Raw genomic sequence first — 23890 nt, 5'->3', positions numbered from 1 at the left:
GTCTTCCGACGCATAAGCGGACGTCAGCGGGTAGATCCACTTCATGACGGACCGCGATGACCTCGGCCACGAGCCGAAGGACCCACACGACGAAGAGTTCGCCCCGGTGACCCGCGACAGCGACGCGCGGGGCCGCACGGTGCCAGGCAAGATCAACGAACCGGGCGTCAGCGGCACCGGCGTCCCAGGCGTGGACACGGACAAGTCGGACTCGTTGCCTCCGACAGAGGAAGGCGTCGAGAAGGCGGAACGCGAAGACGACTCCTGGTGACATCAGAGAGCCCCGGTCCTGTCACAGGACCGGGGCTCCTGGCTATTCGGCCTCGATGCGGAACCAGACCCGAAGCCGCTCGTCGAGCAATACCTCGAACCCCCATTCCTTGGCGAGCGCCCGCAAGATGGGCAACCCACGCCCACCTTCGCCACGCGGATCATCGACGTAATGGGGCAGGCCACGACCGCCGTCATCGATCACCTCAACCCGAACGGCGCGCTCACCAACCTGGACGCAGACCTCAACCCGCGCCCCGCCACCGTGCAAAACAGCGTTGGTGAAGGTCTCCGAGACCAGCAGAACGCAGTCGTCGGCCGCAGGATGATCAGAGCCGAGCAGATCAGCAACCCAACCCCGCGCCACCCGGACCTGCTCAGGCGAGGCGGTGAAGACTCGCCGCTGCTCACCAGCCATGGAACGGCCCTCGCGCCTGCGGTTCGGTGAAGTGAACGATCGCGGCGGCCAGGTCGTCAGGCCGAACGGCCTGGAGAAGATAGCCGCCCGCGATGGCCAGCCAGTGCCCGGTGTAGCGGCCGCGCCAGATCTCGACGCCGGGGAAGCGGTGGCAGAGGACGGCGAGGGCTGGGTGGGGTGCGCCGTTCATGCCGCGTCCCGCCGGGAGGCGGCGGGGCGGCAGGGGGCGAGCGAGACGCCGATCCCGGCGACGGCGCGCCGGAGGTCGGAGACGGGGGCGATGGCGCGGCCGGAGCTGTCGTGGAACCAGAGCCGCCAGCGGTGGGCGTGGACAGTGACGGACTCGCCGACGAGGGGGAAGGCGGGTTGGACGACGCGCATCAGCGGGATGAGGTCGGCGGAGCGGAAGCTGACGGCCCAGCCGGCTTCGACGAGCGCCCAGGAAAGGCGGTCGAGGTGGTGACGTTGGAGGTCCGCGCAGACCTGCGGCGCGGTACCTGTGCGGCGTATTCTCATAGACGTCCTCCGTGAGGGGATGAGCCGCGCGGCCGGGCCGAGCCTAGGAACTTGTACCGGCCGCGCGGCGGCTTACTGCCCGCTACACGCGCATCACGCGTGCGGGTCTCGACGCGTGCGAGGGTCGAGTGACACCGTCCCTCTTGCTAATAATGATCATGGCGGTCCCACCTCGCCCCGGTCGCTCTCCGTGGTTGCGTGCTCGCTCTCGCCATAGTGAACCCGCCTCCGGCGCTCTGTCCATGCAACGCTGCAAAAATTCCATGATTCTCTTGAAACTGATTGTTTCGGCCTGCCTCAGTCGTCACACTCCAACGCATGACCGGCTTCAAGAGCCCCACCGTCCGCCACCGTCGGCTGGGCCGTGAACTGCGCATATATCGAGAACGAGCGGGTCTTACCACCGAAGCGGCATCTGCCCGACTCGGATGGTCCCGTACCAAATTGGTCCGTTTCGAGGCTGCCCGCACCCGACCGAAGCCGTCTGATGTGAGCGACGCCCTCGATCTGTACGGCGCGACACTCGCCGAGCGCGCCGAGCTCATCGAACTTGCAAAACAAGCTCGTCAACGCGGCTGGTGGAGTGCGTACTCCGACGTCTTCCAGTCCTCATACGTCGCCCTGGAAGACGAGGCAGCCGCCATCCGTGCATGGCAGCCGCACTTCGTGCCCGGCGTCCTCCAAACCGAGGCATACGCCTACTCCATCATCAAGGCAGGAGCCTTCGATCAGGAGGAAGCCATCTTGGAGCGCCGTCTCCAAGCACGCAGCGCACGCAAGGCGCTGCTCACCCGACCGTCCGCGCCAGAACTTCACCTGGTACTGGACGAGGCCGTGATTCGGCGCGGCCCAACAGCGCCACACGTCATGCAGGAGCAACTGACAGCTCTGGTCTCAGCGAACAAGCGCCCCAACATCACTCTCCAGGTTCTCCCCTTCTCTACAGGCGTGCACGCTGGCCTGGGAGGTTCTCTCGTACTTCTCGAGTACAGCGACCCGGATGATCCCGCCATCGCTTACATCGAGTCCCACGGCGGCGAGCTCTATGTGGAGAGCACACGGGAAGTGGATAGGCTCCAAAGGAGATTCGGTCTGATTTGCGATGCGGCCCTGCCGCCTGGCGAATCGGTGGACCTCATCGCTGCAGCCGTTGAGGAGTATGCCTGAATGAAAATGCTCAAAGCCCCCCAGCCCCGATGGCGCAAGAGCTCGCACAGTTCCGCCGAGGGCTCTGACTGTGTCGAAGTGTCCGTGATCCAGCACCACCTCCATCTAGCCCGCGACTCCAAGAACCCCAACGGCCCCGTCCTCACCATGCCTTCCGCCACTTGGGCCACCCTCATCACGAACATCAAACACGGCGTCTACGACCTCTAAGCCATCCCCGCGCACGCGAGGGCAGACGCTGGAGCTGTTGCCTACCGGTCGGTTCCGGGGTCCATCCCCCGCGTGCGCGGGGAGCAGCCGCTCCTCCTTCGGGAGGGGCGGGCCGTTTCGGATCCATCCCCGCGTGCGCGGGGAGCAGCACTGCCACTGCGGCTGGATGTGGGAGACCGCGGGTCCATCCCCGCGTGCGCGGGGAGCAGCATGGCCTCCGCCGGTTCGGGCATGCCCATGCCGGTCCATCCCCGCGTGCGCGGGGAGCAGGCTCACTGACCTGCGGTTCTACCAGCGAGTAACACGATTCGCGAGCACTTTTAAAGAGACAGACATTTCAGGCAGCGACAGTTGGGCGGTGTTCGCCTTCCCGTCCGCCAGGTAAGTCACCGCCACCGGGGCCCCTATCTCAATCGACATGGCAACGTTCACGCTCTAACGTCGCATTTGAGCACTTGCGCGCGGTAGCCCTAGCCCCGGCTACTTCTATGGAGCTGGTCGGATCTGCCACCGACCTGTACGGACGAGCTGAAAAGAGGCGGCCATGATGAGCCCGGACTTCAGCCATGCCCAGTGGACGAAGAGCAGCCACAGTCAGCAGGCCACCGATCAGTGCGTAGAGGTGGCGGCCGTCCAGCACTTCCACCTGGCTCGCGACTCCAAGGACCCGCACGGCTCTGTCCTCGCCATGCCCTCCACCACCTGGGCCGCCTTCATCACCGCCGTCAAGCACGGCACCCACGACCTCTAGAGCCATCCCCGCGTGCGCGGGGAGCAGCCTGAAGAAGAGGCACATACTCGATGGACCAGGGGTCCATCCCCGCGTGCGCGGGGAGCAGCATTTCTTCATGACCCAGTCCCTGAACAGTACGGGTCCATCCCCGCGTGCGCGGGGAGCAGGGTTTCCTCCGTAGCCCGTCGGCAGTCCGGCCGGGTCCATCCCCGCGTGCGTGGGGAGCAGAAGCGGTTGCCCTTGATCGCGCCGCCGCTGCGGGGTCCATCCCCGCGTGCGTGGGGAGCAGTCCGCGAACGTGATCAGAGCCATCGGCTCGGCGGGTCCATCCCCGCGTGCGTGGGGAGCAGTACTCAGCGGCCTCCGCCAAGCGCACAGCCTCGGGTCCATCCCCGCGTGCGTGGGGAGCAGCCCGAGAGCTAGGAGCCCGCCGACATGTATCCGGGTCCATCCCCGCGTGCGTGGGGAGCAGACCCGGGCCGGGACTGGTACGGGTACGCGCTCGGGTCCATCCCCGCGTGCGTGGGGAGCAGACTCGCTGACCTGGGGTTCTACCAGCGAGTAACACGATTCGTGAGCACTTTTGGAGAGACGGACATTTCGGGCAGCGACAGTTGTACGGTGTTCGTCTTCCCGTCCGCCAGGTGGGTCAGGCAAGTCAGGTAGGTCATCGCGCCTCAGAGTACGGCGTCTGGCTGGGGCTAGCCCAACTTGTTGTGCCGCCCCAGTCGTGGCCCGTCTCTGGTCGCGAACTGGTCCGGGCGCGTTGACAGCCGAGCCGACGTCAAGCAAGAGCGGCAAGCGCACCAGCCCGACACCCTCCACCGCCACCTCCATGCACTGCATCACACCAACAGCAACAAGGTGTTGAAAGAACATCCCTGTCTGCTAGAAAACCGGGGACGCTTCCGAGCCCAACGGCGGGTGACCCTGTGGAACCTCTACATGCCAGCGACCCCCAACGGGTCGGCCCCTACCAGCTAGAAGCGCGACTCGGCGCAGGTGGCATGGGGCAGGTCTTCCTCGGCGTCTCCCCCGGCGGGCGGCGCGTCGCCGTCAAGGTCATCCGTGCCGAGTACGCCGAGGACGAGCGCTTCCGGCAGCGCTTCGCCCGCGAAGTCGAAGCGGCCCGTCGCGTCGGCGGCTTCCACACCGCGCAGGTCGTGGACGCTGATCCCAACGCCGACTCCCCCTGGCTCGTCACCGCCTTCATTCCCGGCCCGTCCCTCCAGCAAGTCGTCGCCGAGCGTGGGCCGCTCGATCCCGACGCCGTCCGCAGGCTCGCGGCCGGACTCGCCGAAGGGCTGGCCGCCATCCACGCGTCCGGCCTGGTGCACCGCGACCTCAAGCCCGGCAACGCCATCATGGCCTCCGACGGCCCCCGCATCATCGACTTCGGCATCGCCCGCGCCACCGACGCCACCGTCCTGACCTCGCACAACGTCGTCGTCGGCACCTACGCCTACATGCCGCCCGAACAAGTCCTGGGCCAACCCTCCGGGCCACCCGGCGACGTCTTCTCCCTCGGCTGCGTCCTCGCCTACGCCGCCACCGGCCGCGGCCCCTTCGACGCCACCTCCATCCCCGCCATCGTGCACCGCGTCCTGCACGACGAGCCCGACCTCTCCGCGCTCCCCCACGACCTGCGCAACCTCATCGCCGCCTGTCTCGCCAAAGACCCCGCCCAGCGCCCCACCCTCGACACGCTCATGACCGCGCCGCAGAGCATCGTCGCCCTGTCCCCAAGGCCCGCCACCTTCCTCCCGCCCGACGACGCCACCGGCACGCACGCCAACGCCACGTTCGTCGCCACCCGCCAGCAGGACGCCCCCACCCTCGCGCCCGCCACCCCCGTCAACCGCCGCACGCTGCTCATCGGCGGCGGCGCGGTCGCGGCGGCCGCCGTCGTCGGCGGCCCGGCCGCCTACCTGCTGACCCGGGACGGGAACGCCGGCGCGTCGCCGCCCGCCGCGCCACCCCGCCCGAACGGCCTGGTCTCCGCCAGCGGCTCGCTCGCCGCCGAAGGCATCAAGACCCTCTCCGAAGTCGCCATCGCCTCGGACGGCCGCACCCTCGCCGCCGGTGGCCTGGACGCCAAGATCGTCCTCTGGGATCTGAGCACCGGACGCGCCCTCCGCACCATCGAGCGCACGGGCTGGGTCAGCGCCCTCGCCCTCAGCCCCGACGGCAAGACCGTCGCCAGCTCCTCCAGCACGCCCGGCTCCCTCCTCCTCTGGGACGCCGCCACCGGCCGCATCCGCGTGAGCCTCCGCATCAGCGAATTCGGCCTGAACGCCATCGCCTACAGCCCCGACGGCCGCACCATCGCAGGCGCCAACCCCCACGCCCGCCTCTTCGACGCCGCCTCCGGCCGCACCCTCGCCACCCACGACCTCGGCCACAGCGGCGTCAACGCCATCGTCTACAGCCCGGACGGCAAGACCGTCGCCGTCGGCGTCGACGGCTACTACAACAAGCCGCCCGGCAGCACCGTCCTGCTCCTCGACGGCCGGACGCTCCGCAAGCGCGGCCAGCTCGTCGGCCACACCGAGAGCGTCACCGGCGTCGCGTTCAGCCCCGACGGCAAGCGCGTCGCCAGCAGCGGCGCGGACGGGACCGTCCGCATCTGGAACCCCGCCACCCGCCGCTCCCTCCTCACCATCAAGACAGGCGAAGCCAACGCCAAGGACGTGAAGTTCTCCCGGGACGGCTCGGCGGTCATCGTCGCCTGCTCCGACCGCACCATCCGCGTCTGGAACGCCACCACCGGCGCGCTCACCACCACCCTCGTCGGCCACTCCCAGTCCGTCGAGCGCATCGCCCTCACCCCCGACGGCCGCACCGTCGCCGGCGTGGGCGGCAGCAAGCCCGACGGCACCGTGACCCTCTGGAAGGTCTGACCCGTGGACCCGCTGCGCAACGACGACCCCCGCCAGATCGGCCCCTACCGCCTCGAAGGACGCCTGGGCGCGGGCGGCATGGGCGAGGTGTTCCTCGGGGCCTCGCCGAGCGGGCGCAAGGTCGCGGTGAAGGTCGTCCGCGCCCAGTACGCCGCCGACCCGGAGTTCCGCCGCCGCTTCGCCCGCGAGATCGAGGCGGCCCGCCGCGTCGGCGGTTTCCACACCGCGCAGGTCGTGGACGCCGACCCCAACGCCGCCTCGCCCTGGATGGTGACGGCGTTCGTCCCCGGCCCGTCCCTGCGGCAGGTCGTGCTGCGCCAAGGACCGCTCGCGCCGCGCGCCGTCCGCGAGCTGGGCGCGGGCCTGGCCGAGGGACTCGCCGCGATCCACGCGTGCGGGCTGGTGCACCGCGACCTCAAGCCCGGCAACGTCATCATGGCCCCGGACGGCCCGCGCATCATCGACTTCGGCATCGCCCGCGCCACCGACGCGACCGCGCTGACCTCGACGGGCGCGGTCGTGGGCACCTTCTCGTTCATGTCACCTGAGCAGGTGCGCGCCGACGTCACCGGCCCGGCGAGCGACGTGTTCTCGTTCGGCTGCGTGCTGGCCTACGCCGCCCTAGGCCGCGGCCCGTTCGACGCGCCGACGATCCCGGCGATCGTGCACCGGATCGTCGGCGCACCGCCCGACCTGGACGGCCTGGCCGCCGACCCGCACCTGCGCGACCTGATCGCGGCCTGCCTCGCCAAGAACCCGGCCCAGCGCCCCAACCTGCCGGACGTCCTGACCGCGCTCACCACGACACCCTCGCGTCGCCTGCCACGCCGCGCCGTCCTGCTCGGCGGCGCGGCCGTCGCGGCGACGGCCGCCGTCAGCGTCCCAACCGTGCTGCTGTGGCCGCAGGACGCGCCCGCCGCCAGACGGCGCGCGGCCCCGAAGACCCCGATCGGCGTGCCGAAGGCGGTCAACCTGCCAAGCTCGGAGGTCGCCGTCTTCGACCTGGCGTTCTCCCCCGACGGCAAGACGCTGTACGGCGCGGGCTTCGCGTCGATCCTGCGCTGGGACCTGGCCACCGCGCAGGTCACCACCCACGAGATCGAGGACTCCGACGGCTACCAGCGCCCCATGGCGTTCAGCCCGGACGTCAGAACCCTCGCCAGCGCCGTCAAGAACGGCGGCGTGCGCCTGTGGGACGTGGCATCGGGCAAGGCCCGCAAGACCATCGCCAAAGCCCAGGGCGACCAGGCCCTCATGTTCGCCCCCGACAACCGCTCGCTGGCCGCCAGTGGCGGCCAAGGCCCGGCATACGTCGAGATCTGGGACACCACCACCGACAAGAACACCCAGATGAAGACGGACTACACCGCCAACGCGCTGACCTTCTCCCCAGACGGAAAGACCCTCGCTGGCCCGCGCTACCTGTCAGGCCGCCTGACGTGCTGGAACATCGCCACCGGCAAGGGCAACGCGATCTCCTCCGAATCCGCCAGCTCAATCCCCTGCCTGGCGTTCAGCCCCGACGGCGAGACCATCGCACTCTCCAACGGCAGCCACTGGGCGGTAGAACTCCGTGACGCATCCGACGGTGACCTCCGCGCCTCCCTGAAAGGCGTCGAGGGCGAGATCAAGGCCCTGGTGTTCAGCCCGGACGGCGACACGCTGGTGAGCGCGGACGAGAAGAACATCCGCCTGTGGCACGTCCCAACCCGCCGCAACACGGCGACGCTGCCCGGCGACACCGACAGCTACCAGACCATCGTGTTCGCCCCAGACGGCCAAAGCTTCGCGACAACAAGCGGAGCGGGAACAACGCGCTACTGGACCTTCCACTAGGCAACCAGCGTCTCTCAGACAGTCCCTACGCCCTGCCTCTCTCACCGCACACAGCTTTCAAGCCCGGCACCCACACCCCTCAGAAACCATCCCCGCCCGCGTGCGCGGGGAGCAGAGCGCCCGCGTTGTCCTGCCGCCCGGGTTCGGGGGTCCATCCCCGCGTGCACGGGGAGCAGCTGCTGGGCCCGGTCGCCCCGCGCGAGTGCCTGGGTCCATCCCCGCGTGCGCGGGGAGCAGTTCACCCAGTCCGACCCGTCGGTCGGGTCGATGGGTCCATCCCCGCGTGTGCGGGGAGCAGTCCCACGCTTTTCGGCTGAATTTCGCGAACGCGGGTCCATCCCCGCGTGCGCGGGGAGCAGCAGGTGGACGGGTTGCTGTTCGGTGGAGCAGTGGGTCCATCCCCGCATGCGCGGGGAGCAGAATACCGACAACATCACCGTCGGCGCCAAGGGGGGTCCATCCCCGCGTGCGCGGGGAGCAGCTGATCAACGAGACGACCGGCGGGCAGATCGTGGGTCCATCCCCGCGTGCGCGGGGAGCAGACACCGGGTAGCGGGCCAAGCTTGCGGGCGGCGGGTCCATCCCCGCGTGCGCGGGGAGCAGAAGCCGATCGGCATCACCAAGGAAGGCCACGAGGGTCCATCCCCGCGTGCGCGGGGAGCAGGCTCCCTGACCTGGGGCTCTACCAGCGAGTAACACGATTCGTGAGCACTTTTAAAGAGACGGACATTTCAGACAGTGGCAGTCGAGCAACGTCTGTTCTCTCGCCCGCCAAGTCACTCATCACGCCTCAGGCTACGACGTGCCGCCCAGACGGCGCGAAGCTAACCCGGACGCCCCAGGCACATGCGGCTACCGTCCCGCAAACCTCGGCGGCAGCCACAGATACGCCTTGCCCCGCGTCTCCTTGCACAAGACCCGCAAAGACGCATAGGCGTCCTCGTCGATGACCCCGCTCTCCAACCCGGAACGGTAGAGCTCATCGGAGACCAGCATCCCCAGATCGGCATCCGGCGTCGCCGCCAACACACGCTTGAACGCCTCCGCCTCCAGCAGCCGATGCAAATGAATCACCGCACGCCCGATCAGCCCATGCTCATCCCGCTGCACGTCACCCACATGCATCGCCATCCGCAGCCGAAGCCGCGTCACCTCGCCCGCCAACCGGTTGGAACGACGCAGCAACACCGCCGCATGGTGCGCCAACGGCTCCAAAAGCTCAGCGGCCTGAACGGCAGGCGACGTGACGATCAGCGCGCCATCGCCACGGTCCTCCTGGTAGGTCTCCGCCCACGGAACGCCGCTCATCCTGAAAGCCTCGGCAGCCAAGTCGTACATCGTGGCCCGGAGCAGGCGCTGCACGTCGGCCGTCCGGCGCGGATCACCGAAACCGCAGATGTCCAGGCCAACAAACGTTGTGTGCATATGCGGCGGCAGCTCATCAAGCAGAAGCGAAGACGGCGGCGAGACGCCGAGACGACCGCCATTCACGGCCGGGACACACCAGAAGCACCGTCCGGCGCAACCATCTGATCATCAGCCCAGAAGTCCTCCAGCTCCTGCGCCGTCAGCTCGCTCACGGGCACCGGACGCAACGAACGGCCGGTGCGCATCGACCAGACCGTGATCAGCGACAGGGCCATCAGCGCGTCGTCGGCGGTCGCGTCCCGTTCGCGCGGCCGGGTGTTACGGATGGACATCGCCTGTGCCTTTCCTGTAGGCCATCATGATCGCCTTTACTCTGCGCCGCCGACGGCCCGTCCGGCAGCCAGTTCGCGTCTCCCGGACAAGGTCCGAACGAAAGGATCTATAGCCGGAAACATCCGGGATGGGATGTTCCTCCGGAGACGAGGGATGCGAAATGTGAAACTTGGCGAACCATCTGTGGCGATGGTGCAAATATGGCAATCACCGTGCTCACCTGCGATGGATCGGACACAAGGGCATGACGGACGGCGATCGCGCGCGTCGCTTCGACGCGCTGATTTCCTCGCTGGTGACCTGCCACACCATGGTGCGATCACCCACCTACCAGCGCATCGAAGAGATCTCCGAGGAGTTGCAGAACAACAGAGCAGTGGTGGACGGCGTCCCCGTCACCCGGCTCCCGCGTTCGACCATCCACGACCTGCTCAACCGGCCACGACGCCGCAGCCTGCGCTGGGAGCTGGTCGTCTCGTTCTGGGCGACGCTGCGCCGACACGCCGAGGACAAGCGCATCGACACGAGCACGATGTGCTCCCTCGCGGAACTGGAACGCCACTACCAGGCGGCCGACATCCCACCCGTCGAGCAGGCCCGGCACGACGTCCAACCGGCGGCGGCCGACACCGACACCCAGAGCGGCAACGGCCTGCCCACCAACCTCCCGTCCTGGTCCCCGAGCGGTCCGAACAGCCACCTTCCAGGCGGGAACCGTCAGCGAGCCGTCGGCCCCCGGTTCATCGCCGAGCTCCAAGCGCGCAACCGCGACGCTCCCTGGCGGCGATACCAGGACGTGGTGCCCGACTGGTTCGAGCTGTTCCTGATGCTCGAACCGGAGCTGTCCGAAGCCAGGACCTACGCCCCACTCCGGATTCCCAGCCTGCTCCAGACCGGCGAATACGCTCGACGGACCATCGCCCACGAGCTTCCCGAGCTCAGCGAGGACGACCTGGCGCGCAAGGTCGAACTGCGGCTGCTCCGTCAGGAGCTCATCCACCGTCCCGAGCCCCTCAAGGTGTGGGCCATCATCCACGAACGCGTCCTGCGGGACAACGTGGGCAGCCCGCCCGTGTGGCGCGCTCAGATCCGCCACCTCATCGGCCTTTCCGGTCGCCCCAACATCACCATTCAGGTAATCACCGAAAAGGACGCGAACGCAGCGCTCGCCGACGGCCCTCTCACCGTGATGCGCTTTCCCGAATCCCACCTCGACGACATGGTCTTCCTCGAACAGCGAGACCACGGCCTGTATCTGACCGGGAAGCACGATGTCGCCTACTTCTCGAAGCTGTTCGCGAGCCTCATCGTCAAGGCGCTCCCGCCGGAGGAGAGCCACCGTTTCCTGCAACGGCTCCTCTGACCACCTCCAGCCAGAAGATCAACAACTCGTGCTCCTTTCCCCGTCTTCTGGTCTGATGGCGGAAAGGACTCGACACCTTTCGCGGCTGGAGGAGAACGATGGACAACGAGCACGGAGAATTCCTGACGGAAGCCGAGAAGGACCTCATGGGCGGGATCGACACCAGCGTTCCCCACTCGGCCCGCATCTGGAACTACTGGCTCGGCGGCAAGGACAACTTCGCCGTCGACCAGGAGGCGGGCGACGAGTACGCCCGCCTGTTCCCCGGCATCTTCGACCTGGCCAAGGCCGAGCGGGCCTTCCTCGGCCGCGCTGTCCGCTACCTGGTCACCGAGGCGGGAGTGCAGCAACTGCTAGACGTCGGCACTGGCCTGCCCACTGAGGACAACACCCACCAGGTGGCCCAGTCGCTGGCGTCCGAGTGCCGCGTCGTCTACGTGGACAACGACCCGCTGGTGCTCGCCCACGCCCGCGCCCTGTTGGTCGGCACCCCTGAGGGCGCTACGCATTACATCGACGCCGACATGCGCGCGCCCGAGCGCATCATCGCCGAGGCCGCGAAGATCCTGGACTTCTCCCAGCCGGTCGGGCTGCTGTTCATGGGCGTGCTCGGGCACATCACCGACTACGACGAGGCGCGCTCGATCGTGCGCCGCCTGATGGACGTCCTTCCGTCCGGCAGCTACCTGGCGCTCAACGACGGCACGAACACGAACCCGGCCTTGAACGAGGCCCAGCAGGGCTACGACGACACCGGCGCGGTCCCCTACCTGCTGCGCACGCCCGAAGAGATCGAGGGATTCTTCGAGGACCTGGAGCCGGTAGAGCCCGGGATCGTCCCGCTGCCGGAGTGGCGGCCGGACCTCGGCCACATAGGCGCCGAGAACGTGGACGGCGTAGGCGGCGTCGCGAGGAAGCCCTAGGTGGTGCCGTCGAAGGACGGGCTTTCTGGTTCATATCGCCCTTGAAGCACGGCGGGTCGCCCGTGAGCTGACCGCTGCCGAGTGGGAGTCGCTGGAGCCGCTGTCACCGCGTCAGTGGACGGGACAGGAACGGCGTCACCCCCGCGTGCGCGGGGAGCAGATGAACGGGTGCCGCGCGATGACCCCGGCATTGGGTCCATCCCCGCGTGCGCGGGGAGCAGGAACGGCCCGTGCTCGAGGGGTTGACGGCGTTGGGTCCATCCCCGCGTGCGAGGGGAGCAGGCCGAGGGCCAGGCCGACGTCGAGGACGGGCCGGGTCCATCCCCGCGTGCGCGGGGAGCAGGTAGTCCGTGCCGACGCGTTCGTGGCCGATGTGGGTCCATCCCCGCGTGCGCGGGGAGCAGCGTCGGTCTGGAAGACCACGTAGGCGGGAACGGGGTCCATCCCCGCGTGCGCGGGGAGCAGGTCCAGTCCACGCGCCTGGAGGTGCAGGGCACGGGTCCATCCCCGCGTGCGCGGGGAGCAGCGGCACGTCGGCGGTGAGGGTAGGCAGGTTTGGGGTCCATCCCCGCGTGCGCGGGGAGCAGTGATCTACGGCTGACCTAGCCGTGCATCCCTTGGGTCCATCCCCGCGTGCGCGGGGAGCAGGACGTCTACGCCGTCGCCGAGGAGACCGAACGGGGTCCATCCCCGCGTGCGCGGGGAGCAGACTCGCTGAGCTGGGGCTCTACCAGCGAGTAACACGATTCGTGAGCACTTTTGGAGAGCCGGACATTTTGGGCGGCGACAGCCGAGCAGCGCCTGCTCCCTCATCCGCCAAGTCACTCATCACGCCTCAGGATACGGCGTTCAGCCTGCGCTGGCCGGAATTGCGTCGTTGAGCAGACAGGCACATAAAGGGTCATGAGCGCGATATCTAGTTGCACCTAGGCCCGGCGGGTAGTGCCGCCGACCCGCCCGTTTCCAAGAGCCACCGGGCCCCATGCCGAGCGTCGCGACGCGCGGTGCACGCCGATGGCGAAAGCAATCGTCAGCGCGGCGGCCACGAGGAAGTTCAGGGTCTGCATCCAACCCCGGCCGCCCAAGGCCAGCGAGTTCACCGGATGCCGCAGCTGGTCGTAATCAGCGCGCATCACCCTTTCCGCGAGCCAAGTCAGGTGAAGATCGGGCCCGCCAACACCCCACACCACAGCGGTATCCACGCACGAAGATCCATGACGTCAACGTAGATTGACACACGGGAAACGTCAACCCACGTTGACAATTAGGAACGCCATCACACACCCGTCGAAGAGTGCGTCGCCCGATAGTGCGACGGCGGCACCCCATACCGCGCCACGAACGCCTGCCGCAGTGTCTCCGCCGTCCCGAACCCACACCGCGTCGCCACCGCCCCCAACGGCAACGTCGTCGACACCAGCAACTGCGCCGCCGCCTCCGTCCTCGCCCGCCGCACAAACCGCCCCGGCGTCTCCCCCAAATGTTTGATGAACAGCCTCGTCAAATGCCGCTCGCTCACCCCCGCCCGCCCCGCCAGCGTCCCCGTCGCCAAGTCCCCCTCCGGATGGCCCGTCACGTGCTCCACCACCTCCCTCACCAGCTCGTTCGCCGGTGGTGGCGCGCTCGTGAACATGCTCACCTGCGCCTGGTTGCCCGGACGCTGCAAATACGTCACCAGGTTCCGCGCCACGCTCCGCGCCATCGCCGCCCCCTGGTCCTCCTCCACGAACGCCAGCACCAGGTCCAGCGCGCTCGTCACCCCCGCCGCCGTGCTCAGCCCACCGTCCCGGATGAAGATCGGGTCCGGGTCAAAGGTCACCTTCGGGTAGCGCGCCGCCAAGCTCGGTGCCCACCGCCAGTGCGTCGTCGCGCGGCGGCCGTCCAGCAAACCCGCCGCCGCCAGCACGCTCGCCCCCGTGCACACCGACGCCACCCGGCGGCTCTCCCGCGCCAGACGACGCACGTGCGCCAACACCAGCCGGTCGTCCGCCGCCGCCTCGTGCCCCGCGCCGCCCGACACGATCAGCGTGTCCAGCGGTCCGCACACGCGCTCCAGACTCTCCTGTGCCACCAGCGTCAACCCCGCGCTGCACCTGATCGGGCGGCCCCCGGTACTCGCCAGCCGCACCTGGTACGCGGGCGACGCACCATGCAGGTTCGCGATCTCCAGGCTCGCGGTGACGCACGCGATGTCCAGCAGCTCCGCCGCGTCGTAACCCACGATGACCACGCGCCGTTCGGTCATGGCGCCGACCCTATGCCGCCGGGACGTCCCGCCCAAGTTTCCGGACCGCTGCACCGCCCTCCCCTGGGCTCCGCACCGTGACCGCAACACAGTGGGCCCACGGCGCGGAGCAACGAGCTCCGCACCTTCCCACCCAGGAGAGATCATGCGTCTCGGCAAGTCCCTCGCCCTCACCGGCACCCTCGCCCTCCTCGCCTGCGGCCTCGGCACCACCCCCGCCTCCGCCGCCGCGCAGGCCGCCGCCTCCTGCCCCAGCGGCTACGTCTGCATGTGGGAGGACCCCTACTACGGCGGCGACCTCTACGTGCAGCAGTACGCCATCAACGGTCACCACGAGATCGACGGCTGGAACGGCGACAACGAGATCTCGTCCGTCATCAACAACACCGGCAAGTGCGTCGTCCTCTACGCCAACGACGCGTGGAGCGGTCGTACCCACCCCATCCAGAAGAGCGGCGCGCAGCGGCTCCGCCCCGACCTGCGGCTGAACGGCTACGACAACGAGGCCGAGAGCTACGGCATCTTCAACTCCGGCTGCTGACCGCGCGGGCCGGCCGCCCCGGAAGCGTGCGGCCGGCCCGCCTTCCGCGTGATCGGAACAAGCGCTAACCTACAACCAAATGGTTGTAACTGAACTCGACGACGCCACCGTGGACCGCCTCTTCCACGCCCTCGCCGACGCCACCCGCCGCGACATCCTGCGCCGCTCCGTCCTGGGCGAGCTGTCGGTGTCGCGCCTGGCCGAGGCGTACCCGATGAGCTTCGCCGCCGTCCAGAAGCACGTCGCCGTCCTGGAGCGCGCCGGGCTCGTCACCAAGGAACGGCACGGCCGCGAGCAGCTCGTGCGCGCCGAGCCCGACGCCGTCCGACGCGCACGCCACGCCCTCGACGAGCTGGAAGCGCTCTGGCGAGGCCGCCTGGACCGCATGGCCGACCTGCTCGCCGAGCCCACTGATCCCCCGGAAGGACACTCCCGATGAGCGTCACCAGCGTGGACAAGGACTTCGACAACCTCACCCTCACCCTGGTCGCCGACTTCGACGCCCCGGTCGAGCGCGTCTGGCGGTTGTGGTCCGACCCCCGGCAGCTGGAGCGCTGGTGGGGCCCGTCCGAATACCCCGCGACGGTCGAGGACCATGACCTGTCCCCCGGCGGCGGCGTCGCCTACTTCATGACCGGCCCGCAGGGCGACAAGTCCCGCGGCCTGTGGCAGATCACCGAGGTCACCCCGCCGACGTCCCTGGAGTTCGTCGACCGCTTCGCCGACCCGGACGGCACGCCCCTCCCCGACGCCCCGCCCACCACCGTGCAGGTCCGTCTGACCGAGCACGAGGGCGGCACCCGGATGCGCGTCCGGTCCCTGTTCGCCTCCCCGGAACACATGGAGGAACTGGTGCGCCTCGGCGCGCCCGAGGTCTTCGCCACGTGCGTCGGCCAGATGGACACCCTGCTCGCCGAGTGACCCCGAGAGGAACCCCATGCGCAAGATCAAGCTCCAGCTCCAGACCACCGCCGACGGCTACCTGTCCGGCCCGAACGGCGAGCTGGACTGGGTGGCGGCGTCCTGGACCGACGACATCAGCGCCCACGTCGAGGCCCTGTGGGAACCGGTCGACTGCATCGTGCTGGGCCGCAAGCTCGCCGAAGGCTTCATCCCGGCCTGGGAGTCCGGCCCCGAGGGCGAGACGCAGGAGGGCATCGACAAGATGAACAACACGCCCAAGCTCGTGCTCTCCCACAGCCTGACCGAGTCGCCCTGGAAGAACGCGACGGTCACCGGCGGCGACCTCGCCGAGATCGTCGGCAAGCTCAAGGCCCAGCCGGGCGGCGACGTCATGGTCGCGGGCGGCGGCAGCGTGGCCCGCGAACTGATCGCCAAGGAGCTGCTCGACGAGATCCACCTGTTCGTCAACCCCGTCGCGATCGGCGAGGGCGTGCCGGTGTTCCCCGCCCAGCGGTTCCGTCTGGCTGATGCGACCCCGTTCGAATGCGGCGTCATCGCCATGCACTGGCAGCCCGCCCGCTCCTGACCCGGCACCTCCGGATCCGGACCGGACGTCCTCCGGACCACAACCTCACCAGCACGAACACCCCCGCCGGGGCAAGGCGTAGATCGCCGGAAACCGGCCGGAGCAGCGAGATGGGTCGCACGGCACGAACGAAAGGAACCCGCGCCATGCGACCCGACCGCAAGCTCTTCCGCCGCCTCCACCGCGCCGCCCTCTTCGCCGCCGTCCGCGGCCTCGCCTACGGCACCGGCAGCACCGCCGGGGGCGTCATCGTCTGGTGGATCGTCAACCGTTGACCGGGCGTCCGGCCGGGGCCGCCTCCCCCGGCCGGACGTCAGGCCCCCTTGCCCAGACCGCGCACCAGGACCTCCGTCGTGGAGGCGATCAGCTTCTCCTCCACCTTCGCGTCAGGATCGCGACGGGTGGTGTAGACGACGATCACGACGGGCGCGCCGGACGGCGGCCACGCGACCGCGATGTCGTTGGCGGGCGCGTACCTGCCGCCCGTCCCCGTCTTGTCCCCCACCTTCCAGCCCTTCGGCACGCCCGCCCGGATGCGATTGTCACCGGTCACGGTCGCGCGCATCCATCCGGCCAGCCGCTCCCGGTCCTGCGACACGAGCGCCTTGCCCAGCACGAGGTTCTGGAGGTTGCGTCCCATCGCGGCGGGAGTGGTCACGTCGCGCTTCTCGCCCGGTTTCCACTCGTTCAGCGCGGGCTCCCAGCGGTCCGACCGCGTCACCCGGTCCCCGATCGACCGGTAGAAGCGCGTCAGGCCCGCCGGTCCGCCGATCTGCTTGAGCAGGAGGTTCCCCGCCGTGTTGTCACTGTGGGTGATGGCCGCCCGGGAGATCTCGGCGACCTTCATGCCCTTCTCCCCGCGCCCCTGCGTGAGCGGCGAGTTGGGCATCTCGTCGGACTTCTTCCAGTGCACGGTGCGGTCGAGCAGGCCCGGATCGCTCCGGCGCGCCCTGTCCAGGACGGCGGCCGCCGCCATCGCCTTGAACGTCGAGGCGGTCGGGAAGGTCTCGTTCACGCGGTGGCCGATGCTCGTGCCGGTGCCCGTGTCGAGGATGAACGCGCCGACGCGCGCCTTGTACGACGCCTCCAGCCTGCGCAGCTCCTTCTGGACGAGCGCCCGCCCCGGCGGGGACGCCTGGACGGTCGTCCCCGACGCGACCGGGGACGCCTGCCGCGTGGCGGCCTCCCCCGAGCCGCAGGCCGTCCCGGCGAACAACACCGACGCCGCCAGCGCGGCGATGCCCAGCGTCTTTCCGGCAGGACGGGGGCGGCGCGACTGCATACAGGACTCCTCACGTCTCGGTCTCCGACCTTCACGAGGAGATCAGGAGCGCCGCCCGATGTCCAATAGCCACCTGCGTCAGGAGTTCATATGGGGATGCGTATCCACGCAGGTCACAGGCCAGGGGACCGCCGTCCGCACGGCCCGTCCATGCAAACCGCACCCCGAACCGATGACATCGTGCCCCTGCTCTTTGCACACCCCGCGCCGGACGCTGAAGCCATGACATCACTGCACTCGCACTTCAAGCACCCGGCCTGGGCGTCCACGGCCGTGCTGATCGGGGTCGTCGTCGGCTGGCTGACGGCCTCCAGTGCCCTCCCCTGGACCTCCGGCAACTTCGTCACCTGGATGTTGCCGGTCCTCGCCCTCGCCTACCTGGCCTTCGGGGCGATCCGCGGCGAGCTGCGCACGCGCGGCGTGCTCAGCGCGCAGGTCGCGGCGCTGGCCGTCCTGACGGCGCTCGCCCTCGCCTCGCTCGCCGTCAGCCCCGACGTCGGCCGCTACCTGGTGGCCGCGGGCTGGCTCGCGCATGCCGTCTGGGACGCGGTCCACCACCGTTCCGACAGGGTCGTGCCGCGCGGTTATGCCCTGTTCTGCGTGGTCGCCGACGTCATCGTGGCCGCCGTTCTCGTCCTGCCCCTGGAAGGGAAGATCTGATGCGCGTCCGGAGCGGAAAAGCCCACTTCGCCCTGCACTACCTGGAAATGGTCGTCTCCATGTTCGTCGGGATGCTGGTGTTGTGGCCGCTGTGGCTGCTGGTCGCCCCCGACGACCCGTCGGTAGAGGTGTCGTCGCTGGTCATGGCCACGACGATGAGCGTCGGCATGGCGGCGTGGATGCGGTTCCGGCGACACGGCTGGCGGCCGATCGCCGAGATGTGCGCGGCCATGTACCTGTCGTACGCGGTGTTCTTCCCGCTGCTGTGGGCGGGCGTCATGGAGGGCCACGGGGTGATGATGGGCGGCCATGTCCTGATGTTCCCGGCCATGCTCGCGGCGATGTTGCTGCGCCCGGCCGAGTACACCGGGCACGCCGCCCACGAGCGCAGTGCCTCCTAGAGCCAGCCATGCTCGTGCGCGATGCGGTACGCCTCCGCCCGCCCGGACGCGCCGATCTTGGTCGCCGCGGCCGCCAGGTAGTTGCGGACCGTCCCCTGCGACAGCCCCGCCTTCCGCGCGATCACCGTGACCGGCGCGTCGTGCTCGGCCAGCCGCAACACCTCCAGCTCGCGGTCGGTCAGCGGGCACGGCGGCGCGGTCAGCGCGTCGGCCGCCAGCGCCGGGTCCACGTACCGCTGGCCCGAGTGCACCCGCCGGATCACGTCGGCGAGCGCCCCGCCCGGCGACCCCTTGGGCAGGAACGCCCGCGCCCCCGCCTCCAGCGCCCGCTGGAGCAGCGGGGGACGGCCGTGCCCGGTGAGGATCACGACCCGGCACGACGGCAACGCCCGCGCCAGCTCGGCCGCGACGCCCAGCCCGTCGGGGCCGCCGGGCATCTCCAGGTCCACGACGGCGACGTCGGGACGGTGCGCGAGCGCCGCGTCCACCGCCGCCCGCCCGCCGGACGCCTGGGCGACGACCTCAAGGTCGGGCTCCAGACCGAGCAGCGCGGCCAGCGCGGTGCGGATCAGGTCCTCGTCGTCGGCGAGCAACACCCGGATCATCCGGCGGCTCCAGTCTCAGGGCTGGCCCCCGCCTCGGAACCGGTTTCGCGCCCGGCCTCGCGTCCCGTCTCGGGCATCGTCGCCTCCAACGTGAACACCCCGTCCTCCCGCCAGGTCCGCAGCGTCCCGCCGCTCTCCGCCAGCCGGTCCGCCAAGCCCCGCAGCCCCGAGCTTCGCCGGTCCGGCACCGCCTCGCCCGCGCCGTCGTTGGCCACCCGCATCCGCACCCCGCCGCCGTCCCGCACGAACTCGATCGTGCACCACCGCGCTCGGCTGTGCCGCAGCACGTTCGTGCTCGCCTCCCGCAGCACCGCCGCGAACTCCGCCGGGGCCCCCGCCGCCGTGCCCCGCACCGTGCAGCGCACCCCGGACGCCGCCAGCACCCGTTCGATCGCCGCCGCCTGCGCCGCCACGTCCACCTGCCGGTAGCCGTGCACCGCGCCGCGCACCCCGTCCAGCGCGGACGCCGCCAGGCGGCGCACCTCGGCGGCCTCGCGGGCGGCGGCCCCGGCGTCCACCGGTGCCAGGCGCTCGGCCAGCTCCGCCTTGAGCGCGATCACCGACAGGTCGTGGCCCAGCAGGTCGTGCACGTCGCGCGCGAACCGCAGCCGCTCCTCGGCCGCCGCCAGCCGGGCCTGCGCCGCGCGGCCCGCCTGCGCGTCGGCGAGCAGGCCCCACATCCACACCGGCATCCCGCTCATCGCCGCGATCGTCACCGCCAGCGACGCCGCCAGCAGCAGGTACAGCACCGGGTCGCCCGCCCACCAGCCGATCCCGGCCGTGGCCGCCGCCGCGCCCGCCACCGCCAGCGCCGCCGGGACGCGCGGCAGCAGCAGGGGCGCGACCCCGGCGGCCGTCCCGCCGATCCACGACCACGTCTCCCACTCGTCCGCGCCCGCCGGGGCCACCAGCGGCACCGACAGCACGGTCGCCGCAGCCAAGCTCGCCAACGAGCGCCGCCGCGCCGTCTCCCCCAGCCACGGCGTCACCGCCCCGTACAGCGCCACCGCCAGCGCCCCCGCGAACAGCAGCGTCCCGGTCGCCCCCGCCACGATCCACCCCGGGCGCGGCTCGAACAGCAACCCGATCGCCGGCATCGCCAGCGCCGTCGCGACCGTGACGCCCTGCGCGGCCAGCGTCGCGGCCCGAGCGCGCCGCACCCGCCGGTCGTCCCAGGGGACGTCCGTGTCGCTCATCACGCGACGATGCTATGCCGGGCCCGCCGCGAGGCGTTCCTTGCGCATGGTCACGCCCAGATGGGTATGCGTGAGGGCATGACTGATCGCGAAGAACGCAGCGCCGACGACCTTTCCGCCACCGTGCCCGCCGCCGAGGAGGAGTACTCCCGGCAGGAGGACGAGCCGGGCGGCACCGACGTGCCGGGAGTGGACGTGGGCCAGCAGGACGCCTTCCCCGCCGAGGACGACGACCCGGCCGAGGGCAAGGCCCGGGTCAAGCGGGCGGGGCCGCTCACCGAGGACGACCCGAACGCCTAACGGCCGTCCGCATCGGCCATTTCGAGCAACAACCCGATCATTCCGGGAAGTGCGTGCGGTGACAGCGCGGGATCGACCGCGCGCCGCAGGCCGAGGCCGACGCCCAGGCTGAGCAGGGCGTCGGCCAGCTCGCCCGCGGGCATCGGCAGCGCGAGGCCGCGCCGCCGCGCCTCCTCCTCCAGCAGGAACCGCAGCGCCCCGACCCACTTGCGCCCGCCCTCGGCGACGCGGTCGCGCAGGCCCGGGTCGCGGCGCGCGGCGTGGATGGCGAACTCGGCCTCCAGCAGCGTCCAGCCGGGGTCGCCGATGGTGTGCTCGGCCCATTCGGCGAACACCGCCAGCCGGTCGGCGTCGGAACCCTCCCCCAGGAACGCGTCCATGATGGCCTGGACCTGCTCGGCGCGGACGGCCTCGATCACCGTCTGGCACAGCTCGTCCTTAGTGCCGAAGTTGGAGTAGACCGCGCCCTTGGAGAACCCGGCCGCCTCGGCGACCTTCTCCAGCGTGGTGGCGTGATACCCGTCACGCAGGAACAGCCGCCGGGCCGTGGCGAGCAGCAGCTCGCGGGTCCGCGCCTGGCTCTCGGCCCTGGTCAGTCGCGCCATCCGCCCACCCTATCGGCCACCGGTACTCCGATACCCACGGTATGTGAAGCCGCCGCCCCGCTCAACGTGCGCAAGTAAGCGCCTATTGACGGCGCGTCCAAGTCCCAAATACCTTCGGTATCTCAAATGAGCCGAAGGGGAGCCCGCCGATGAGATATCCCGCAGTGGCGCGCGCCGGCGCGGTCGTGGCCGTCACCGGCGGCGGCCGGGGCATCGGGCGGGCCGCCGCCGAGGCGTTCGCGCGGCGCGGCGCGACGGTGTGCGTGGGCGACCGCGACGCCGAGGCCGCCGCGCAGACGGTCGCCGACCTCGGCCCAGGCGTGCACGCCTTCGCGGTGGACGTCACCGACCGCGACTCCTACGCCGCCTTCCTCGCCGGGGTCGCCGAGCGGGCCGGGCCGCTGGACATCCTGGTCAACAACGCCGGGATCATGCCGCTGGGCCCGTTCCTGGCCGAGCCCGACGCCGTCAGCGCCGCCACGCTCGACGTCAACGTCTGGGGCCTGGTGCACGGGATGCGGCTGGCGCTGCCGGGCATGATCGAGCGCGGCCGGGGCCACGTCGTCAACGTCGCGTCCATGGCCGGGAAGTTGCCGCTGCCGGGCATGGCGGTCTACAACGCCAGCAAGTACGCGGCGGTGGGGCTGACCGCCGCCGTCCGCGAGGAGGTCGCCGGGACGGGCGTGAGCGTCAGCGCGGTGCTGCCGACCGCCGTCCGCACCGGGCTCACCGAGGGCGTCCGGCTGGGCGGGGGCCTGCCGACCATCGACCCCGAGCGGGTGGCGGCGGCGATCGTGAAGAGCTGCGTCACCCGGCGCGCCGAGTACCCGGTGCCGGGCTGGCTCGCGGCCGCGCAGCCGGTGCTGGGCGTGACGCCCGAGCCGGTGGTGCGGACCGTCAAGCGGCTGCTGAACGGCGACCGCGCCTACCGGCAGACGTTCGGCGCGCGCGGCGACCACGACCGGCGCGTCATCGAGCAGGCCACCCTGCGCGCCGCCCCTGAGCCGTCCCTCCGTCCCGAAGGAGACCCGCGTTGAGCAAGCCCGACCACGAGGTCGTCATCGTCGGCGCGGGCTTCTCCGGCCTGTGCGTCGGCGTCCAGCTCCGCCGCAAGGGCGTGCGCGACTTCGTCATCCTCGACGCCGCGCCCAGCGTCGGCGGCGTCTGGCGGCACAACACCTATCCGGGCGTGGCCGTGGACATCCCGTCGGCCACCTACTGCTACTCCTTCGAGCCCAACCCCGGCTGGACGCGCTCGTTCGCGCCCGGCGCGGAGGTGCGCGCCTACGCCGAGCACGTCGCCGACAAGTACAAGCTGCGCCGCCACCTGCGCCTGAACACCAAGGTCGCGCGGGCCGACTTCGACGAGACCGCCGACCTGTGGCGCGTGCGCACCGAGCACGGCGAGCTGACGGCCCGGTTCGTGGTGTGCGCGGTCGGGCCGCTCGACCAGCCCAAGAACCCCGACATCCCCGGCCTGGCCGAGTTCACCGGGAAGATCGTCCACACCGCGCGCTGGGACCACGACCACGACCTGTCCGGCCAGCGCGTCGCGGTGATCGGCACCGGCGCGTCCGGGCTCCAGGTCGTCCCCGAGATCGCCGAACGGGCCGCGCACCTGGACGTCTACCAGCGCACGCCGATCTGGGTGCTGCCCAAGGTGGACTTCCCGATCCCGGCGGCCGTGCGGGCGTTGTTCCGGCTCGCGCCGCCGGTGCAGCGCCTGGTCCGGTTCCTCACCACGGTCGCCTCCGAGGTGGTCATGGTGCTGGGCATCGTGCACTACAACAAGGCCCCGTTCCTGGTGCGCGCCACCGAGGCGGTCTGCCGCGCGCACCTGCGCCGCCAGGTGCCCGACCGGGCGCTGCGGCGCAAGCTGACGCCGCGTTACGGGTTCGGCTGCAAGCGCCCCTCGTTCTCCAACCGCTACTTCCCGACGTTCACGCGCGACGACGTGGAGCTGGTGACCGACGGCATCGAGCGCGTCACCGCGACCGGCATCGTCGCCCGCGACGGCCGCGAGCGCCCCGTCGACACCCTCGTCCTCGCCACCGGCTTCAAGATCCTGGAGCTGGGCGCGATGCCGCCGTTCCCGGTGACCGGCCTCGGCGGCGTGGAGCTGGGCGAGCACTGGGACCGCAACCGCTACCAGAACTACGAGGGCCTGGCGGTGCCGCAGGCCCCCAACTTCTGGCTGATGAACGGCCCCTACACCGTCACCGGCGCGTCCTGGTTCTCGATCATCGAGGCCGGGGCCACGCACGCCACCCGCTGCATCGTGGAGGCGCGCCGCCGCCGCGCCGGGCGGATGGTCGTCAAGCAGGCCCCGCACGACGCGTTCACCGACGACATGCGCCGCCGCATGAAGGGCACCATCCTCGGCCAGCCGAGCTGCGCCTCCTCCAACAGCTACTACTTCGACCGGCACGGCGACTCCCCCTACGTGCGGCCGCAGTCGGGCCTGTACGTGTGGCGGCGCGCCCGCACCTTCGACCTGGACGACTACGCCTACACCCCCAAGAGGTGAGT

The 23890-nt window shown here is 70.4% G+C and carries 28 protein-coding genes, 1 pseudogene and 3 CRISPR repeat arrays; of the genes and pseudogenes, 18 read left to right on the top strand and 11 right to left on the bottom strand.

The genetic code is table 11. The annotated features are described in order from the left end of the window. Nucleotides 1-43 precede the first annotated feature (43 nt). Complete coding sequence (locus AH6_RS19910; RefSeq protein WP_067481968.1) at nucleotides 44-271, top strand: hypothetical protein; 228 nt, start codon at nucleotides 44-46, stop codon at nucleotides 269-271. Between the two features lie 42 nt (nucleotides 272-313). On the opposite strand, the gene AH6_RS19905 is transcribed toward AH6_RS19910, so the two are convergent. The 3 genes from AH6_RS19905 to AH6_RS19895 are packed head-to-tail and all read right to left on the bottom strand — an operon-like array spanning nucleotide 314 to nucleotide 1204. After that, complete coding sequence (locus AH6_RS19905; protein ID WP_067481966.1) at nucleotides 314-688, bottom strand: ATP-binding protein; 375 nt, start codon at nucleotides 686-688, stop codon at nucleotides 314-316. Beyond that, nucleotides 678-878 carry a hypothetical protein gene (locus AH6_RS19900; protein ID WP_067481964.1) on the bottom strand — a complete coding sequence of 67 codons (201 nt, stop codon included), beginning with the start codon at nucleotides 876-878 and terminating at the stop codon, nucleotides 678-680. The genes AH6_RS19905 and AH6_RS19900 overlap by 11 nt, the downstream gene beginning before the upstream one ends. Continuing rightward, nucleotides 875-1204 carry a hypothetical protein gene (locus tag AH6_RS19895; RefSeq protein ID WP_067481962.1) on the bottom strand — a complete coding sequence of 110 codons (330 nt, stop codon included), beginning with the start codon at nucleotides 1202-1204 and terminating at the stop codon, nucleotides 875-877. The genes AH6_RS19900 and AH6_RS19895 overlap by 4 nt, the downstream gene beginning before the upstream one ends. 318 nt (nucleotides 1205-1522) lie before the next feature. Between AH6_RS19895 and AH6_RS19890 the strand changes: the two genes are divergently transcribed. From AH6_RS19890 to AH6_RS19870, 5 genes and pseudogenes are all read left to right on the top strand, one after another. Beyond that, the gene (locus AH6_RS19890) at nucleotides 1523-2371 is read left to right on the top strand and encodes a helix-turn-helix domain-containing protein (protein WP_067481960.1); all 849 of its coding nucleotides are present in this window, start codon (nucleotides 1523-1525) and stop codon (nucleotides 2369-2371) included. Continuing rightward, nucleotides 2372-2581: a DUF397 domain-containing protein gene (locus AH6_RS19885; protein ID WP_067481958.1), complete on the top strand. Its 210-nt coding sequence runs from the start codon at nucleotides 2372-2374 to the stop codon at nucleotides 2579-2581. It begins immediately after the preceding gene. A 544-nt stretch (nucleotides 2582-3125) separates the two neighbouring features. Further along, nucleotides 3126-3299: pseudogene (locus tag AH6_RS19880) on the top strand (DUF397 domain-containing protein); the annotation flags it as partial. A 30-nt stretch (nucleotides 3300-3329) separates the two neighbouring features. Further along, nucleotides 3330-3847: a CRISPR direct-repeat array (repeat unit 29 nt; unit sequence GGGTCCATCCCCGCGTGCGCGGGGAGCAG). A gap of 399 nt (nucleotides 3848-4246) precedes the next feature. Beyond that, a complete protein-coding gene (locus AH6_RS19875; RefSeq protein ID WP_067481956.1) occupies nucleotides 4247-6214 on the top strand; it encodes a WD40 repeat domain-containing serine/threonine protein kinase in 1968 nt (655 codons plus the stop codon). A 3-nt stretch (nucleotides 6215-6217) separates the two neighbouring features. Next, nucleotides 6218-8050, top strand: a complete 1833-nt coding sequence (locus AH6_RS19870; protein ID WP_067481954.1) for a WD40 repeat domain-containing serine/threonine protein kinase — start codon at nucleotides 6218-6220, stop codon at nucleotides 8048-8050. Nucleotides 8051-8197: 147 nt separating this feature from the next. Next, a CRISPR array of direct repeats spans nucleotides 8198-8714; the repeat unit is 29 nt; unit sequence GGGTCCATCCCCGCGTGCGCGGGGAGCAG. 188 nt (nucleotides 8715-8902) lie between these two features. Here the strand turns inward: AH6_RS19870 and AH6_RS19865 are convergent. After that, nucleotides 8903-9541 carry a hypothetical protein gene (locus AH6_RS19865; protein WP_157431590.1) on the bottom strand — a complete coding sequence of 213 codons (639 nt, stop codon included), beginning with the start codon at nucleotides 9539-9541 and terminating at the stop codon, nucleotides 8903-8905. Further along, nucleotides 9538-9750: a hypothetical protein gene (locus AH6_RS19860; RefSeq protein ID WP_067481950.1), complete on the bottom strand. Its 213-nt coding sequence runs from the start codon at nucleotides 9748-9750 to the stop codon at nucleotides 9538-9540. The genes AH6_RS19865 and AH6_RS19860 overlap by 4 nt, the downstream gene beginning before the upstream one ends. A 170-nt stretch (nucleotides 9751-9920) precedes the next feature. Between AH6_RS19860 and AH6_RS19855 the strand changes: the two genes are divergently transcribed. After that, entirely contained in the window at nucleotides 9921-11114 is a 1194-nt protein-coding gene (locus AH6_RS19855) for a DUF5753 domain-containing protein (RefSeq protein WP_157431589.1), read from the top strand. Between the two features lie 98 nt (nucleotides 11115-11212). Further along, a complete protein-coding gene (locus AH6_RS19850; RefSeq protein ID WP_245679384.1) occupies nucleotides 11213-12037 on the top strand; it encodes an SAM-dependent methyltransferase in 825 nt (274 codons plus the stop codon). 131 nt (nucleotides 12038-12168) lie between these two features. Beyond that, a CRISPR array of direct repeats spans nucleotides 12169-12746; the repeat unit is 29 nt; unit sequence GGGTCCATCCCCGCGTGCGCGGGGAGCAG. Between the two features lie 217 nt (nucleotides 12747-12963). On the opposite strand, the gene AH6_RS19845 is transcribed toward AH6_RS19850, so the two are convergent. Both AH6_RS19845 and AH6_RS19840 read right to left on the bottom strand, forming a co-directional pair. After that, the gene (locus tag AH6_RS19845) at nucleotides 12964-13239 is read right to left on the bottom strand and encodes a DUF998 domain-containing protein (protein WP_245679383.1); all 276 of its coding nucleotides are present in this window, start codon (nucleotides 13237-13239) and stop codon (nucleotides 12964-12966) included. A 74-nt stretch (nucleotides 13240-13313) separates the two neighbouring features. Further along, the gene (locus tag AH6_RS19840) at nucleotides 13314-14282 is read right to left on the bottom strand and encodes a GlxA family transcriptional regulator (RefSeq protein ID WP_067482109.1); all 969 of its coding nucleotides are present in this window, start codon (nucleotides 14280-14282) and stop codon (nucleotides 13314-13316) included. A 145-nt stretch (nucleotides 14283-14427) separates the two neighbouring features. Here AH6_RS19840 and AH6_RS19835 point away from each other — a divergent pair, with 145 nt between their 5' ends. The 5 genes from AH6_RS19835 (at nucleotide 14428) to AH6_RS46695 (ending at nucleotide 16587) form a co-directional block, all read left to right on the top strand. After that, nucleotides 14428-14823 carry a peptidase inhibitor family I36 protein gene (locus AH6_RS19835; protein ID WP_067481944.1) on the top strand — a complete coding sequence of 132 codons (396 nt, stop codon included), beginning with the start codon at nucleotides 14428-14430 and terminating at the stop codon, nucleotides 14821-14823. Between the two features lie 79 nt (nucleotides 14824-14902). Continuing rightward, nucleotides 14903-15262 (top strand): ArsR/SmtB family transcription factor, encoded by a 360-nt coding sequence (locus tag AH6_RS19830; protein ID WP_067481942.1) that lies wholly within the window; start codon nucleotides 14903-14905, stop codon nucleotides 15260-15262. Further along, nucleotides 15259-15744, top strand: coding sequence for an SRPBCC family protein (locus AH6_RS19825; RefSeq protein WP_067481940.1), 486 nt, complete (start codon nucleotides 15259-15261; stop codon nucleotides 15742-15744). The genes AH6_RS19830 and AH6_RS19825 overlap by 4 nt, the downstream gene beginning before the upstream one ends. A 16-nt stretch (nucleotides 15745-15760) precedes the next feature. Then, nucleotides 15761-16312 (top strand): dihydrofolate reductase family protein, encoded by a 552-nt coding sequence (locus AH6_RS19820; RefSeq protein ID WP_067481938.1) that lies wholly within the window; start codon nucleotides 15761-15763, stop codon nucleotides 16310-16312. A 146-nt stretch (nucleotides 16313-16458) separates the two neighbouring features. After that, nucleotides 16459-16587 carry a hypothetical protein gene (locus AH6_RS46695; protein ID WP_281180265.1) on the top strand — a complete coding sequence of 43 codons (129 nt, stop codon included), beginning with the start codon at nucleotides 16459-16461 and terminating at the stop codon, nucleotides 16585-16587. 38 nt (nucleotides 16588-16625) lie between these two features. Here AH6_RS46695 and bla read toward each other — a convergent pair whose 3' ends face one another. Then, nucleotides 16626-17594 (bottom strand): class A beta-lactamase, encoded by a 969-nt coding sequence (gene bla, locus AH6_RS19815; RefSeq protein WP_083983206.1) that lies wholly within the window; start codon nucleotides 17592-17594, stop codon nucleotides 16626-16628. Between the two features lie 222 nt (nucleotides 17595-17816). On the opposite strand from bla, the gene AH6_RS19810 reads away from it, so the two are divergent. Together AH6_RS19810 and AH6_RS19805 are read left to right on the top strand one after the other, a co-directional pair. Continuing rightward, nucleotides 17817-18254 (top strand): hypothetical protein, encoded by a 438-nt coding sequence (locus AH6_RS19810; protein ID WP_067481936.1) that lies wholly within the window; start codon nucleotides 17817-17819, stop codon nucleotides 18252-18254. Next, nucleotides 18254-18655, top strand: a complete 402-nt coding sequence (locus tag AH6_RS19805) for a hypothetical protein (protein WP_067481935.1) — start codon at nucleotides 18254-18256, stop codon at nucleotides 18653-18655. Before AH6_RS19810 ends, AH6_RS19805 begins: the two co-directional genes overlap by 1 nt. Here the strand turns inward: AH6_RS19805 and AH6_RS19800 are convergent. Together AH6_RS19800 and AH6_RS19795 are read right to left on the bottom strand one after the other, a co-directional pair. Beyond that, nucleotides 18652-19260: a response regulator transcription factor gene (locus AH6_RS19800; protein ID WP_067481933.1), complete on the bottom strand. Its 609-nt coding sequence runs from the start codon at nucleotides 19258-19260 to the stop codon at nucleotides 18652-18654. The two genes, AH6_RS19805 and AH6_RS19800, sit on opposite strands and share 4 nt — an antisense overlap. Further along, nucleotides 19257-20456, bottom strand: coding sequence for a sensor histidine kinase (locus AH6_RS19795; RefSeq protein ID WP_083983229.1), 1200 nt, complete (start codon nucleotides 20454-20456; stop codon nucleotides 19257-19259). The genes AH6_RS19800 and AH6_RS19795 overlap by 4 nt, the downstream gene beginning before the upstream one ends. 78 nt (nucleotides 20457-20534) lie before the next feature. Between AH6_RS19795 and AH6_RS19790 the strand changes: the two genes are divergently transcribed. After that, nucleotides 20535-20756 (top strand): hypothetical protein, encoded by a 222-nt coding sequence (locus AH6_RS19790; protein WP_067481929.1) that lies wholly within the window; start codon nucleotides 20535-20537, stop codon nucleotides 20754-20756. Here the strand turns inward: AH6_RS19790 and AH6_RS19785 are convergent. Continuing rightward, on the bottom strand, nucleotides 20753-21361 hold the full coding sequence (locus tag AH6_RS19785; protein ID WP_067481927.1) for a TetR/AcrR family transcriptional regulator: 609 nt from the start codon (nucleotides 21359-21361) through the stop codon (nucleotides 20753-20755). The genes AH6_RS19790 and AH6_RS19785 overlap by 4 nt on opposite strands. A 149-nt stretch (nucleotides 21362-21510) precedes the next feature. Between AH6_RS19785 and AH6_RS19780 the strand changes: the two genes are divergently transcribed. Both AH6_RS19780 and AH6_RS19775 read left to right on the top strand, forming a co-directional pair. Next, nucleotides 21511-22398: an SDR family NAD(P)-dependent oxidoreductase gene (locus tag AH6_RS19780; protein WP_067481925.1), complete on the top strand. Its 888-nt coding sequence runs from the start codon at nucleotides 21511-21513 to the stop codon at nucleotides 22396-22398. Beyond that, complete coding sequence (locus AH6_RS19775) at nucleotides 22395-23888, top strand: flavin-containing monooxygenase (protein ID WP_067481923.1); 1494 nt, start codon at nucleotides 22395-22397, stop codon at nucleotides 23886-23888. Before AH6_RS19780 ends, AH6_RS19775 begins: the two co-directional genes overlap by 4 nt. Nucleotides 23889-23890 lie beyond the last annotated feature (2 nt).

It is taken from the genome of Actinomadura hibisca NBRC 15177 (assembly GCF_001552635.1).
Lineage (GTDB): Bacteria > Actinomycetota > Actinomycetes > Streptosporangiales > Streptosporangiaceae > Spirillospora > Spirillospora hibisca.
The sequence above is the reverse complement of the archived record's forward strand: the minus strand, read 5'-3'. Positions and strand labels throughout refer to the sequence as shown.

Coding starts and splice junctions, on each gene's coding strand:
- AH6_RS19890 (WP_067481960.1), top strand. CDS start 1,523: ATGACCGGCTTCAAGAGCCCCACCGTCCGCCACCGTCGGCTGGGCCGT.
- AH6_RS19785 (WP_067481927.1), bottom strand. CDS start 21,361: ATGGCGCGACTGACCAGGGCCGAGAGCCAGGCGCGGACCCGCGAGCTG.
- AH6_RS19825 (WP_067481940.1), top strand. CDS start 15,259: ATGAGCGTCACCAGCGTGGACAAGGACTTCGACAACCTCACCCTCACC.
- AH6_RS19810 (WP_067481936.1), top strand. CDS start 17,817: ATGACATCACTGCACTCGCACTTCAAGCACCCGGCCTGGGCGTCCACG.
- AH6_RS19790 (WP_067481929.1), top strand. CDS start 20,535: ATGACTGATCGCGAAGAACGCAGCGCCGACGACCTTTCCGCCACCGTG.
- AH6_RS46695 (WP_281180265.1), top strand. CDS start 16,459: ATGCGACCCGACCGCAAGCTCTTCCGCCGCCTCCACCGCGCCGCCCTC.
- AH6_RS19895 (WP_067481962.1), bottom strand. CDS start 1,204: ATGAGAATACGCCGCACAGGTACCGCGCCGCAGGTCTGCGCGGACCTC.
- AH6_RS19805 (WP_067481935.1), top strand. CDS start 18,254: ATGCGCGTCCGGAGCGGAAAAGCCCACTTCGCCCTGCACTACCTGGAA.
- AH6_RS19795 (WP_083983229.1), bottom strand. CDS start 20,456: ATGAGCGACACGGACGTCCCCTGGGACGACCGGCGGGTGCGGCGCGCT.
- AH6_RS19830 (WP_067481942.1), top strand. CDS start 14,903: ATGGTTGTAACTGAACTCGACGACGCCACCGTGGACCGCCTCTTCCAC.
- AH6_RS19885 (WP_067481958.1), top strand. CDS start 2,372: ATGAAAATGCTCAAAGCCCCCCAGCCCCGATGGCGCAAGAGCTCGCAC.
- bla (WP_083983206.1), bottom strand. CDS start 17,594: ATGCAGTCGCGCCGCCCCCGTCCTGCCGGAAAGACGCTGGGCATCGCC.
- AH6_RS19800 (WP_067481933.1), bottom strand. CDS start 19,260: ATGATCCGGGTGTTGCTCGCCGACGACGAGGACCTGATCCGCACCGCG.
- AH6_RS19860 (WP_067481950.1), bottom strand. CDS start 9,750: ATGTCCATCCGTAACACCCGGCCGCGCGAACGGGACGCGACCGCCGAC.
- AH6_RS19780 (WP_067481925.1), top strand. CDS start 21,511: ATGAGATATCCCGCAGTGGCGCGCGCCGGCGCGGTCGTGGCCGTCACC.
- AH6_RS19835 (WP_067481944.1), top strand. CDS start 14,428: ATGCGTCTCGGCAAGTCCCTCGCCCTCACCGGCACCCTCGCCCTCCTC.
- AH6_RS19850 (WP_245679384.1), top strand. CDS start 11,213: ATGGACAACGAGCACGGAGAATTCCTGACGGAAGCCGAGAAGGACCTC.
- AH6_RS19900 (WP_067481964.1), bottom strand. CDS start 878: ATGAACGGCGCACCCCACCCAGCCCTCGCCGTCCTCTGCCACCGCTTC.
- AH6_RS19905 (WP_067481966.1), bottom strand. CDS start 688: ATGGCTGGTGAGCAGCGGCGAGTCTTCACCGCCTCGCCTGAGCAGGTC.
- AH6_RS19820 (WP_067481938.1), top strand. CDS start 15,761: ATGCGCAAGATCAAGCTCCAGCTCCAGACCACCGCCGACGGCTACCTG.
- AH6_RS19910 (WP_067481968.1), top strand. CDS start 44: ATGACGGACCGCGATGACCTCGGCCACGAGCCGAAGGACCCACACGAC.
- AH6_RS19840 (WP_067482109.1), bottom strand. CDS start 14,282: ATGACCGAACGGCGCGTGGTCATCGTGGGTTACGACGCGGCGGAGCTG.